This is a genomic window from Subtercola boreus, from assembly GCF_003399635.1.
GTDB lineage: Bacteria > Actinomycetota > Actinomycetes > Actinomycetales > Microbacteriaceae > Subtercola > Subtercola boreus_B.
Genome location: NZ_NBXB01000011.1, coordinates 91,940 through 104,368, shown reverse-complemented (window position 1 = coordinate 104,368; position 12,429 = coordinate 91,940). Strand labels below are relative to the sequence as shown.

Genomic DNA, 12,429 nt, shown 5'->3' with positions numbered 1-12,429 from the left:
CGTCTGGCCGCCGCTCTCACTTGCCACCCGCCAATGCGCAGGATCGGGCACTCGCTTCGAAACCAGCGCTCCCGAACGCGCCGAACCGGATGGGCGCCGAGACCGTGGCGCACACGAAGTCCCCGTCGTTAACGGTGCCGAGGGAGTACTCCCCGAGAAGCTGGTGCAGCCGGCCCTCGACGTCACCGCCCGCTTCACCCCGGGCGAGGGTGCGAGCGGCGACCGCCGCTGCATCGACGACGCGCACCTGGAGGGCTGCGCCCTGGAGCGCAGCGACAGCGAGCATCAGCACCAGGAGCACGGCGGGCAGCGCCACCGCGAACTCGGCGGTGACCGTTCCCCGGTCATCCCGGAGCCAGCGCACCTCAGGAACCCAGCGCACCTCAGGAACCCAGCGCACCTCAGGAACCCAGCTCACGTCAGGACCCCACAGTGAGAGCCCGGTGGATGATGTCGGCGAGCGCCGATCGAACCTCATCGCCCCGCAGGATGACGACCAGCAGGCCGGCGAATCCCACGGCAGCCATGGTGGCGATCGCGTATTCGGCCGTCGCCGATCCTCTGTCGTCGAGCACTGGCGCCAGTCGTCGGCGCCACCCGCCCCCCGCCGGTGTCGAACTGTCTCCAGTGAGCGGTTCGCGAATCGTGGTGTGTTGCATGGGATGCCTCTTTCTTGTTATGGGGTGGCGCATGGGCTGGGGGAAGTGAGTGGGTCGGGGGAAGTGAGTGGGTCGGGGGTGTGGGAGAGAGGGCGAGGTGGGAGAGCGGGCGAGGTGGGCGGGGCGGGCGAGGTGGGCGAGGTGGAGCGTGGGCTGCGGGGTGGGGACCGGTATCGCGATGTCACGACGCTCACCACGAACCGAACGTCGAGGTGACGACCGCGAGCAGGAGCGGCGCGACCCCGAGCAACATGAACGAGGGGAGGACGCACAGCCCCAGGGGGATCATGAGCCGCACGGACAGCCGGGCGGAGACCTTCTGGCTCCGAGCCAGCGCCTCCCGCCTCTGGTGCCGCGCTTCGCTCCGCAACAGTTCGGCCGCGGGAACCCCTGCCCGCCGGGAGAGCTCGATCACCTGGCCGACGGCTGCCATGCCCCCGGGTTCGAGCAGGCGATGCGCTTCGAGGGCCTCGCCTGCGCTCTGCTGGGCGCGATCGACCGACACGCCTCCGCTCATTGCGACGGCGGTGAGTTCCGCGGCGAGGCCGGTCACGACCGGTCTCGCCGCCGCGACCCGGACGAGCTGCGCATTCCATGCACGGGAAATCACGAGCAGGCCGACGCCCGCGACAAGACAGACCTGGCCGGGAACGGTCGTTGTGAGCATCCGGAGACTGTCGAACCCGAGCAGGGCGCCGAGGCCGAGCGCGACGAGCGGAAGCACACCCATGAGCCGGGCGGTCGCCACGGGGGCGGCGAGCGCGACCTCTATGGCTCGCTGGTTGTCGCCGATCTCCCGGAGCGCCGATGCCACTTCGCGAAGACAGGGTGCGATGGGGGCTCCAGATTCCGCCGCCACTTGCCAGACCGCGGCCACCGCCAGCCAAGCCTGAGCGGTGCGGGGATCTGTTGCGCGGGCCGCCGCGGCGATCGCGCTGTCAGCCGGCACACCACGGCCCACCGCTCGCGCGATCGTCTGGACCACCATCGCGTGCCGCGCTCCCGTCTTCGAGCGAGCCGGCGCAGGCCTCCCGGCCGACGACCCCTCGGGGGCGACCAGGTACCCCCAGGCACTCGACGGGGCGACACCCGCCTCGAGGAGCACGGCCAGGCGCTGCACGACGGCGGCCACTCCATCGACGTGGCTTGCGCCGGCCGACCCGAATCGCCGACCGGATCGGGCTCGTTGGGCAGCCCTGGCAGGCCGGTCACGTCGGGCAACTCGTTCGGGCCGATCAGGGACGGCGGCCCGCGCAGGCCGGTCAGGTCGGGCGGCAAGCGCAGGCCGGTCACGACGGGCAACTCGTCCAGGCCGGACGGGCCGGACAGCCTGCGCAACTTCCGCGGTCAGGTCGCGGCCGGCGGATCGCGCCCGGCGAACGCTCTCAGGCATGCCTGCCTCCGTTCCCCACACCGTCGAAGGGCTTCGAGCGCTCCAGCGATTCCCCGCCCAGGGGGCGCACCTGGAGGCGAGCCCGATCATCGAGCATGAAGGCGCCGACCTCAGCCAGGCGCCTGTAGCCACCCGTTCGTTCGAGGTGCAGCACCACGTCGATGGCGCTCACCGCCTGGCGCGCCATCGCCTCCGGGGTGAGCCCCGCGAGCGCGCCGAGCGCCTCGAGCCGGGCCGGCACGTCGGCCAGGGAGTTCGCATGAAGCGTGCCGGCACCACCGTCGTGGCCGGTGTTCAGCGCTGACAGGAGCTCGCGGATCTCACTCCCCCGACACTCACCGAGCACGAGCCTGTCGGGCCGCATGCGGAGTGCCTCTCGCAGCAGTCGTCCGAGGCTGATGCCGCCCGCTCCCTCGAGGTTCGGCTGGCGCGCTTCGAGCGACACGAAGTGAGGGTGGTCGACCCTCAGCTCGGCGACGTCTTCGATGGCAACGATTCGTTCCTCGGGCGGCGCCGAAGCGAGCAGGGATGAGAGGAATGTGGTCTTGCCCGAACCACCCGCACCGGTGACCAGAACATTGGAGCGTTCACAGACTGCGGTGTCGACGATCGACCGGTAGTCGGGGCCGGCACCCCCGTTCGGGGTGAAGAATCCCGCTCCGGCGAGGTCGTCGAGGTGCAGGAGACCTGTGCGGGGGATGCGCAGGGAGATGAGCGTACCGCGCGGGGAGACCGGCGGCAGCACGGCGTGCAGGCGCAATCCGTCGTGGAGGCGCACGTCGACGCACGGGGAAGCCTCGTCGATGTGGCGCCCGCCGAGCGCTACGAGGCGAACGGCGAGTTCGCGGAGTTCGGGTTCACCCGGGCACGACCACCCGTCGACCTTGACCAGCCCTCCACCCCTGTCGATCCAGAGATCGTCGGGACCGTTCACGAAGACGTCGGTCACCTCGGGATCCCGCACGAACTTCTCCAGCGGACCGAGACCCTCCGTGACCCGGGCGAGCGGCGGCCCGGCGCTGGCCGCCGTGCCGGATCGAGTCAGCAACACGGTAGACCGGGCAGGCCCACCCGGCCTACCCGGCCCAGCGAGATCCGCGGAATCCCGGGCGCGCGGAACCGCCGGAGCAGCAGACGGTGCCCGCAGGGACGACCCGGTTGCGACATCCGGAACCGCCTGCCCACCCGCGCCCGGCGCCGCATGCTCGCTGCGGCGCACCCTTCTCGCGGCGATGTAACGCCCAGTCGTGACTGTCATGCGCCGATCCTAGAAAGACCGGCAACCGGCAGATCGGCATTCAGCGAGATCTGTGGACAACTGCCTCCGCCACCGCACTGTGGAGGGAGCGTGCAAGACATCCGGCACCGCGAACGGCTCCGAACACCCGGGTTAAATGAAGGGGGCGGCACCTATTGGGGGAAAAGGTGCCGCCGTAGCAGCGCCTGATTGGGGGGAATCATGATGGCGCTGCATCCAAGTCAGAATCGGCTTGGTAGACAAAAGTTTACCCGACCGAAACATGGCCGCAAACCGTTTCAGTCGATTCCCAGCAATACGCCGAAAATTGTTCCGAAGCGGAAGAGATGCGACGCGATCCGCGTTTTCCGACAGAATCGAGGAGTACCCGGAGCAAAGGAGCACCATGACGAACGGCATCGACAATCTGCTGCACGAAACGAGACGATTCGAGCCGAGCGAGTCGTTCCGCCAAAACGCCGTGGCGTCGGCAGAGCTCTACGACCGTGCATCCAGCGACAGGCCCGCCTTCTGGGGCGAGCAGGCCGCCGACCTGTTGCACTGGCATAAGCCCTTCACCAAGACGCTCGACTGGAGCAACGCGCCGTTCGCGACCTGGTTCGAAGACGGCGAGCTGAACGTCGCCCACAACTGCCTCGACAGGCATGTCGAAGCAGGCAATGGCGACCGGATCGCTCTCAATTGGGAGGGTGAACCCGGCGACAGCCGAACGTTCACCTACGCCGAACTGACCGCGGAGGTCAAGAAGGCTGCCAATACGCTGGAGAGCCTGGGCATCGGCGAAGGCGACCGGGTCGCGATCTACCTGCCGATGATTCCCGAGGCCATCATCTCGATGCTCGCCGTCGCGCGCATCGGCGCCATTCACTCGGTCGTCTTCGGAGGCTTCAGCGCCGAGAGCCTCCGCGCCCGTATCGACGACGCAGCCGCCCGACTCGTGATCACCGCTGACGGCGGCTGGCGGAAGGGCAAGGTCTCAGCCCTCAAGCCTGCTGTGGATGCCGCGCTCGCGATCGACGGCGACGGTTCCAGCACCGTCGAACACGTGCTCGTCGTCAAGCGTGGCGAGAACGACATCGACTGGTTCGAGGGCCGAGACCTTTGGTGGCACGACGAGATCGCCGCAGCAGACGCCGAACACGTGGCGCAGCCGTTCCCCGCAGAGACACCGCTGTTCATCCTCTACACGAGCGGCACCACCGGCAAGCCGAAGGGCATCCTGCACACGAGCGGTGGCTACCTCACGCAGGCAGCCTTCACTCACAAGAACGTCTTCGACCTGCGCCCTGAGAGCGACGTCTACTGGTCGACAGCCGACGTCGGATGGATCACCGGCCACACCTACGTCGTTTACGGGCCGCTCGCGAACGGCGCCACGCAGGTCGTCTACGAGGGCACGCCCGACGCCCCGCACCCGGGCCGGTGGTGGGAGATCATCCAGAAGTACAAAGTGAGCATCCTGTATGCAGCACCGACGGCGATCCGCACCTTCATGAAGCTCGGCCGGCAGATTCCCGACGCGTTCGACCTGACCAGCCTCCGCCTGCTCGGTTCTGTCGGCGAGCCGATCAATCCGGAGGCCTGGATCTGGTACCGCGACGTGATCGGTGCCGGCACGACCCCCGTGGTCGACACCTGGTGGCAGACCGAGACCGGAGCGATCATGGTCTCTGCGCTGCCCGGCGTCACGACGTTGAAGCCGGGTTCGGCACAGGTTCCGTTGCCGGGGCTGCACATCGAGGTTCTGGATGATTCGGGCACGCCTGTCGGCAAGAACTCCGGTGGGCTTCTTGTCGTCTCCGAGCCGTGGCCGGCGATGCTCCGCGGAATCTGGGGCGACCCGGACCGCTTCGTCGAGACGTACTGGAGCACGTTCCCGGGCAAGTACTTCGCGGGCGACGGCGCCCGGCTCGACAGGGACGGCGACATCTGGCTGCTCGGCCGCGTGGACGACGTGATGAACGTGTCGGGCCACCGGCTCTCCACCGCGGAGATCGAGTCGTCGCTGGTGTCGCATCCACGGGTTGCAGAGGCCGCCGTGGTGGGGGCCGCCGACGAGACGACCGGCCAGGCGGTGGTCGCGTTCGTGATCGTGCGCGTCGAGCAGATAGGCGATCTCGCGCAGGAGGCCGATGCCCTGGCTGCTGAGCTGCGGAGCCACGTGGCCTCGCAGATCGGCGCGATCGCCCGCCCGAAGCAGGTGTTCATCGTGGCGGAGCTGCCGAAGACCCGGTCGGGCAAGATCATGCGGCGGCTGCTCCGCGACCTTGCGGAAGGCCGTGAGATCGGCGACACGACGACGCTCGCCGACACGCAAGTAATGACCATCATCAGCACGAACATCGCGGGCTGACCGCCTGGTGGGATGACCGGCCGGTGGGCTGACCGCCTGGTGGGATGACCGGCCGCCGGAGGGGTCGCCCGCCCGGCCACCCGGCCTACGCCAATTCAGGCACAAGGGGGGCCGGCGTCGAGATGGTCGACGGCGGCGCGCTGTGCCTGAATTGCGACACGGAGAGCGCGGGCGGGATGACCGCGCCGTGCCGAGGCGGCGCGCCGGGCGCGGGCCGGCGAGGTGGCGCGCCGGGCGCGGGCCGGCGAGGTGGCGCGCCGGGCGCGGGCCGGGATGGTGGCGGGGCGCGGGCTACGCGAACGCGACGATGAGCTCCACCTCGACGGGCGAGTCGAGCGGCAGCACCGCCACGCCCACGGCGGAGCGCGCGTGCAGGCCCGCGTCGCCGAAGACCTCGCCGAACAGCTCCGATGCGCCGTTGATCACGCCGGGCTGGCCGCTGAACGACGGATCAGACGACACGAAACCGGTCACCTTCACCACCTGCGTGACCCGGTCGAGCGACCCGAGCACGCTCTGCACCGCCGCCAGCGCGTTGATGGCCGCCGTGCGGGCGAGGGACTTGGCGACATCCGGTGCCACCAGCGATGAGCCGTCGCCGACCTTACCGGTCACAGCGAGCGCTCCGTCGACGAATGGCAGCTGGCCCGCCGTGAAGACGAGGTCGCCGTGGATGACCGCCGGCACGTACGCGCCTGCTGGCGGCGACACGGCGGGGAGTTCGATGCCGAGTTCGGCCAGGCGTTCCGCGATCGCGCTCATCGGGCATCCCCCGAGCCAACGGCACCCGTCTCGTCCTGGCCGGGCGCGGCCGGAATGCCGGTTCCGTCGGGCCCGGATGCAGCGCCGTCGTTCCACGATCCGGCCGCAGCGGCAGCCGACGCGGCGGCAGCGGCGGGCTCCGAACCCTGCAGCGGACGCTTCAGGTACGCCACGATGCCGCCCTGTTCGTTCGTCACGATCTGCACGAGCTCCCAGCCGTCAGAGCCCCAGTTGTTCAGAATGGCCGCTGTGTTGTGGATCATCAGCGGGGTGGTCACGTACTCCCATGTGGTCACGGGGCATCTCCTCAATATCGAATTTCTCAGGTTTGTGACTTAGGCTTCGCTCTATGTCTGCCCCAAAACGTAAGGTTAGCGGCGCGGTCGGAGCCTTCCTTGGCCTTGTGGGCATGAGCGCGCTGGTCGGCGTGCTCGTCACAGCCATGGTCACTCCGGCCCTCGCGATCACCGGTCTTGCCGCGAACAACTCTATCGGCGTGTTCGAGAACCTCCCCAGTTACATCAAGCCCGATGCTCTCTCGCAGACCTCCAGCGTCTATGCGAAGAACCCCGACGGCTCCGATGTGCTCCTCGCTTCGTTCTACGAGCAGAACCGGCAGACCGTCGGCTGGAATCAGATCTCCCAGTTCGCGAAGGACGCCCTCGTCTCGACAGAGGATCCGCGGTTCTACGTGCACGGCGGTGTGGATGTGCAGTCCACCTTCCGCGCCCTGGTCGGCAACTTTGTGTCCGGCGGCATCAGTTCCGGCGCCTCGACGATCTCGCAGCAGTATGTGAAGAACATCCTCGTGCAGCGGGCCGAGGCGATCCAGGATCCGGCCGCACAGGCCGCCGCCTATGCAGAGGCCACCGCCCAGACGACCGACCGCAAGCTGAAGGAAGCTAAGCTCGCGATCGGCCTCGAGAAGGAGTACAGCAAAGACGACATCCTGCTCGGGTACATGAACATCGCGCTGTTCGGCGGGCGGGTGTACGGGATCCAGGCCGCGTCGCAGTACTACTTCGGGGTCAATGCCGACGCCCTCACGCTTCCGCAGGCCGCGAGCCTCATCGCGATCGTGAACGAGCCCGAGGCGCTCCGCATCGACATCGACGAAGCGCACACGGCAGACAACAAGGCGCGGCGCGACAAGGACATCCTGCCGTCGATGCTCAAAGAGCACACGATCACGCAGGCGCAATACGACGAGGCTGTCGCCACAGAGGTCACCCCGAACATCACCCAGCCGTCGACCGGCTGCCAGACCGCCGTCTACGGCGCCGGGTTCTTCTGCGATTATGTCAAACGCATCATCGAGCAGGATTCGACCTTCGGGGCCACCGCCGAGGAGCGTTCGCACAACCTGAACACGGGCGGCTACAAGATCTACACAACCCTCGACATGCAGTTGCAATCGAAGGCCTTCGACGTGGTGAACAACTACGTGCCGTACTCCAGCGACAAGCTCGACATCGGCGGCACGTTCACGACCGTCGAACCCGGCACCGGCAAGGTGCTCGCCATGGCGCAGAACAAGACCTACAGCGAAGACCCGAATTCCGACCAGGCGACGTCGACAGCGATCAACTACAACACCGACTTCAAATACGGCGGATCGACGGGCTTCCAGCCCGGCTCGTCGTTCAAGCTGTTCACGATCATCGACTGGTTGCAGACCGGGCACTCCCTCGGCGACATCGTGAATGGTGCCAACAACCAGACCTTCACGTCGCGGAGCTTCACGAACAGCTGCGGTCCGGTGCTGGACGGCCCCTACGTGGCGGGTAACGACGCCGGCGAGTCCGGTGGGCGTGCGACCGTGCTCTCCCAGTTCCAGGACTCCGTCAACAATGCGTTCATGAACATGGCCTCCAAACTCGATCTCTGTGACATCGGCAAAGTCGCGAAGTCCCTGGGAGTGCACCGCGCTGACGACGGAGAGCTGATCACCGGTCCTTACGGAATCGTGCTCGGTGGAAACGAGATCGCCCCGCTGACGATGGCCGCGGCCTACGCCGGGGTGGCCAACAAGGGTGTCTTCTGCACCCCGGTCGCCATCACGAGCATCACGGATGCGACCGGCGCCAACGTTCAGGCTCCGCAGACGAGCTGCACCCAGGCCATCGATCCGACCATCGCGTCTGCGGCCCTGTATGCCATGCAGGCCGTCATCCAGAACGGAACCGCCTCCCCCGGCAATCCGCTAGACGGCACCCCGCACTTCGGCAAGACCGGTACCAGTGAGAACGAGAAGGATGTGTGGCTGATCGGCGGCACCACCAAGCTGGTCTCGGCATCCTGGGTCGGCAACGTCACCGGGGACGTCTCCATCCGGAAGACGACCGTGGCAGGATCCGGCAGCGGCAACGTCGGCAGCGGTCTGTCGCGACTGTTCATGTGGAAGGACTTCTACAAGCAGATTGGTGACTCGTATGGTGGAGATTCCTTCCCGGCACCGTCCCGCATCCTCAGCAACGCTCAGACGGTGACGGTTCCGGATGTCTCGGGCCTCTCCATCGACGCAGCGATCTCGAAGCTCGAGAACGCCGGCTTCAGCGCGAACGACGCCGGGCAGCAGGACTCCGACAAGACGGCCGGGCAGGTCTCCGGCACCGATCCGGCGGCTGGCAGCAGCGCCTCGAAGAACTCCGTCATCGACGTGTTCACAAGCAACGGCAAGCAGAAGCCTCTGTCCGACGTCTCCGGCCAGGCTCCTGCAGCCGCCGCGAATGCGCTGAAGGGGCAGGGCTGGAACGTCACGGTGCAGGCGAGCACCGACGCTTCATGCAAACCCAACACGGTGGTGAGCCAGTCTCCGGGAGCGGGTTCGTACAATCAGTCCACGACGAACGTGACGCTGGTGGCATGTCCGTAAAGGCCGCCCTCGCCCTGGGCGCGGCCGCGGGCCTCGGCGCCGTCGCCTGGGGCGCACTGGTAGAGCGGAAGCTCTTCACCCTGCGACGGGTGAGCGTGCCGGTTCTCGCACCGGGTGCCGACCCGATCCGGGTGCTGCACCTCTCCGACCTCCACCTCGCTCCGTTCCAGCACCGCAAGCAGCGGTGGGTGAGCGCCCTCGCGAGGCTGAAGCCAGACCTGATCGTCGACACGGGCGACAACCTGGGCCACATCGACGCCTACGACGCTCTGGCGGGCACCCTGGAGCCGTTCCGCGGTGTCCCCGGCGTCTTCGTCAACGGCTCGAACGACTACTGGGCGCCGTCGTTCAAGAATCCGCTCCGCTACTTCGTGGGCCCATCGAAGAGCCCCGATAAGGTGCAGAGGCTCGACATCGATCGCGAGCACGCCCTGTTCGCCTCCTTGGGCTGGGCCGATCTCGACAACAGCGCCACGACGCTGACCGTCAACGGCACCCGGATCGAGTTCTTCGGAGTCGACGACCCCCACCGCGGGTACGACAAGCTGGAAGCCGCCTCAGGTTCGCTGGAGGGTCTGCGCGAAAACGACGACGATTCGTCCGACGGATCGTCGACACTCACCGTCGGCGTCGCGCATGCGCCCTACCAGCGCATCCTCAACTCGTTCGTGACGAACGGGGCCCAGCTGATTTTCGCCGGACACACCCACGGCGGCCAGGTCTGCGTGCCGGGCTTCGGCGCCCTGGTGACGAACTGCGACATCCCGCGCAAACAGGTGAAAGGGTTGAGCGTCTGGCGGCGCGGCGCGCGATCCGCCTTCCTGAACGTCTCCGCAGGTCTCGGAACCTCGATCTACGCTCCTGTGCGCTTCGCCTGTCTGCCCGAAGCCACCCTTCTGACGCTGGTGCCGGCCACCGACAGCTGAGCGAGGTCGCGGACCCTCGAAAAGTCGGCTATTCTGGATAGGTTGTTCAAACCGGTTCACGCCGGTGAGTGCGACGATCGGGGTATGGCGCAGCTTGGTAGCGCGCGTCGTTCGGGACGACGAGGTCGCAGGTTCAAATCCTGTTACCCCGACCGCAGTATTTGCTAAACAGTGAAAAGAGGAAGACCTCACGGGGCCTTCCTCTTTTCATTTGTGGCGCGGGGTCCGACCCGGGTGGCAAGCCGGCGGCGGGTCAGGCCGACGGGGGGTCAGGCCGAGAGGCGGCCGTCGCTCTCCTCGAGGTAGCAGACGCCGCAGAGGGCCTCGTAGGTGACCTCGTCGCCGTCGATCGCCACTTGGTCGCCGTCGAAAACGAAGTGCCCGTTGACCTTCCTCGGATTGAAGGTCGCCTTGCGACCGCAGCGACAGATCGTCTTCAGTTCTTCGAGGCTGTGCGCGACCTCGAGCAGCCGGCCGCTGCCCGGGAAGGCCGCCGTCAGGAAGTCGGTACGGATTCCGTACGCCAACACCGGCACATCGTCGATCAGGGCGATGCGGAGCGCGTCGTCGACCTGCCCCGCCGTGAGGAACTGCGCCTCGTCGACCAGCAGGCAGCTGACATCGCCCGCACCGGCTTCACGGAGTCGCTCCCGTTCCGCGAGGAACACATCGCGAAGACCCTGCTGCGGTGCCACCAGGAAGTCGACGTCGCGAACGACACCCAGGCGCGAGACGATCGAGAGGTCACCCTTCGTGTCGGCCGCCGGTTTCGCAATGAGCACGCGGTGTCCGCGCTCCTCGTAGTTGTAGGCGGCCTGGAGCAGCGCCGTGCTCTTGCCGCTGTTCATCGCGCCGTACCGAAAGTAGAGTTTTGCCACCAGACCACCTTAGGCGTCGTCAGAACAGGGTCGGGGCAGACTCCGCGCCTGCACCCGCCCCCGCGCCGTCCGCTGCCGGGGCGCCAAGACGCCGCGGCGCGAACGTGCGCTCGTCATCCATCTGCGGCAGCAGCCCGAGGGCCTTCGAACGCACTCCGCCGGTCGCCGGATCCTTCACGCCTCGTGCCAGCCCGTGGCGTGCCACCAGCGGGGCGATGCGTCGCCCGAGCCACTGCCGGTACTCCTTGGGTGCGTACGCGCTCGTGCCGGGGTACAGCGACCGGTAGGAGTCGATGAGTTCCGGATGCTCGCGCCCCAGCCATTCGAGGAACCACGGCTTCACGCCCGGCCTGAGGTGCAGGGCAGAGTGGAGCACGCTCGTCGCGCCCGCCTCCTTCACCAGCGCCAGTGCACCGTCGAGGTGCGTCGTCGTATCGGTCAGGTGGGGCAGCACCGGCATCACGAAGACCGAACAGTCGATGCCGGCATCGCGAACCGCGCGGACGGTGGCCAGCCGCGCCTTCGCCGACGGGGTGCCGGGCTCGACGGACTGCTGGAGCTCGTCGTCGTACACGGCGATCGACATCGCCACGTCGACGCTCACCGAGCGCTGGGCCTCGACCAGCAGCGGAAGGTCGCGCCGGAGCAACGTGCCCTTGGTCAGGATCGAGAACGGCGTACCCGATTCGGCGAGGGCGCGGATGATGCCGGGCATCAGCCGATACCGCCCCTCCGCCCGCTGGTAGGGATCGGTGTTCGTTCCGAGCGCCACGGGGTGCCGCCCCCAGGACGGTTTCGCGAGCTCCCGGGCCAGTACCTCGGCGACGTTCACCTTGACGACGATCTGGTTGTCGAAATCCTGCCCGGAGTCGAGATCGAGGTACGTGTGGGTCGGCCGCGCGAAGCAGTACGTGCACGCGTGGGTACAGCCCCGGTAGGGGTTGATCGTGTAGCTGAACGGCATGCGGCTCTGGCCGGGTACCTGGTTCAGCGCCGACTTCGCCATCACCTCGTGGAACGTGATTCCCGCGAACTCGGGCGTCGTCACGGTGCGCACCAGGTTGTCGAGCTGGGCCAGACCGGGCAGCGCAGAGGTGCTTTCGACACCGAGTTGCTGGCCGCTCCATCTCATGGGAACAGTCGAACATACATTCGAATTTTTGGCAAGCTGCAGAACCACGGCAGAGCCGTTAACGAAACTAAGCGCCCTCTGCGGTGAGGGGTGTCGACCGCAGAGAACGCTCAGCCTCTGAAAATGCAGGGCGGTGGTTTCCATCGCAGTTGGTCACCGGATGCCCTACAGCACGTTATTCGGAGCCTCCGTG

11 protein-coding genes and 1 tRNA gene are annotated in these 12,429 nt (G+C 67.4%); 4 read left to right on the top strand and 8 right to left on the bottom strand.

The window, feature by feature from the left end; all coding sequences use genetic code 11:
• Positions 1–16: 16 nt before the first annotated feature.
• The 4 genes from B7R22_RS03025 to B7R22_RS03010 form a co-directional block, all read right to left on the bottom strand.
• Positions 17–418, bottom strand: coding sequence for a TadE family type IV pilus minor pilin (locus tag B7R22_RS03025; protein WP_116410335.1), 402 nt, complete (start codon positions 416–418; stop codon positions 17–19).
• A 1-nt stretch (position 419) separates the two neighbouring features.
• Entirely contained in the window at positions 420–584 is a 165-nt protein-coding gene (locus tag B7R22_RS03020) for a DUF4244 domain-containing protein (RefSeq protein ID WP_253258867.1), read from the bottom strand.
• 265 nt (positions 585–849) lie between these two features.
• Complete coding sequence (locus B7R22_RS03015) at positions 850–1,791, bottom strand: type II secretion system F family protein (RefSeq protein ID WP_116410333.1); 942 nt, start codon at positions 1,789–1,791, stop codon at positions 850–852.
• A gap of 253 nt (positions 1,792–2,044) precedes the next feature.
• Positions 2,045–3,310: a TadA family conjugal transfer-associated ATPase gene (locus tag B7R22_RS03010; protein ID WP_116410332.1), complete on the bottom strand. Its 1,266-nt coding sequence runs from the start codon at positions 3,308–3,310 to the stop codon at positions 2,045–2,047.
• 385 nt (positions 3,311–3,695) lie between these two features.
• Between B7R22_RS03010 and acs the strand changes: the two genes are divergently transcribed.
• On the top strand, positions 3,696–5,663 hold the full coding sequence (gene acs / locus B7R22_RS03005) for an acetate--CoA ligase (RefSeq protein ID WP_116410331.1): 1,968 nt from the start codon (positions 3,696–3,698) through the stop codon (positions 5,661–5,663).
• Between the two features lie 291 nt (positions 5,664–5,954).
• Here the strand turns inward: acs and B7R22_RS03000 are convergent, their stop codons facing one another.
• Both B7R22_RS03000 and B7R22_RS20415 read right to left on the bottom strand, forming a co-directional pair.
• Positions 5,955–6,425 (bottom strand): RidA family protein, encoded by a 471-nt coding sequence (locus tag B7R22_RS03000; RefSeq protein WP_116410330.1) that lies wholly within the window; start codon positions 6,423–6,425, stop codon positions 5,955–5,957.
• Positions 6,422–6,721 carry a hypothetical protein gene (locus B7R22_RS20415; protein WP_437184130.1) on the bottom strand — a complete coding sequence of 100 codons (300 nt, stop codon included), beginning with the start codon at positions 6,719–6,721 and terminating at the stop codon, positions 6,422–6,424. Before B7R22_RS20415 ends, B7R22_RS03000 begins: the two co-directional genes overlap by 4 nt.
• A 53-nt stretch (positions 6,722–6,774) precedes the next feature.
• Here B7R22_RS20415 and B7R22_RS02990 point away from each other — a divergent pair, with 53 nt between their 5' ends.
• The 3 genes from B7R22_RS02990 (at position 6,775) to B7R22_RS02980 (ending at position 10,378) form a co-directional block, all read left to right on the top strand.
• On the top strand, positions 6,775–9,300 hold the full coding sequence (locus B7R22_RS02990; protein ID WP_116410329.1) for a transglycosylase domain-containing protein: 2,526 nt from the start codon (positions 6,775–6,777) through the stop codon (positions 9,298–9,300).
• Complete coding sequence (locus B7R22_RS02985) at positions 9,291–10,226, top strand: metallophosphoesterase (RefSeq protein ID WP_116410328.1); 936 nt, start codon at positions 9,291–9,293, stop codon at positions 10,224–10,226. Before B7R22_RS02990 ends, B7R22_RS02985 begins: the two co-directional genes overlap by 10 nt.
• A 78-nt stretch (positions 10,227–10,304) precedes the next feature.
• Positions 10,305–10,378, top strand: a tRNA-Pro gene (locus tag B7R22_RS02980).
• Positions 10,379–10,495: 117 nt separating this feature from the next.
• Here the strand turns inward: B7R22_RS02980 and B7R22_RS02975 are convergent.
• Both B7R22_RS02975 and B7R22_RS02970 read right to left on the bottom strand, forming a co-directional pair.
• Positions 10,496–11,104: a thymidine kinase gene (locus B7R22_RS02975; protein ID WP_116410327.1), complete on the bottom strand. Its 609-nt coding sequence runs from the start codon at positions 11,102–11,104 to the stop codon at positions 10,496–10,498.
• Positions 11,105–11,123: 19 nt separating this feature from the next.
• Positions 11,124–12,236 carry an Rv2578c family radical SAM protein gene (locus B7R22_RS02970; RefSeq protein WP_116410326.1) on the bottom strand — a complete coding sequence of 371 codons (1,113 nt, stop codon included), beginning with the start codon at positions 12,234–12,236 and terminating at the stop codon, positions 11,124–11,126.
• Positions 12,237–12,429 lie beyond the last annotated feature (193 nt).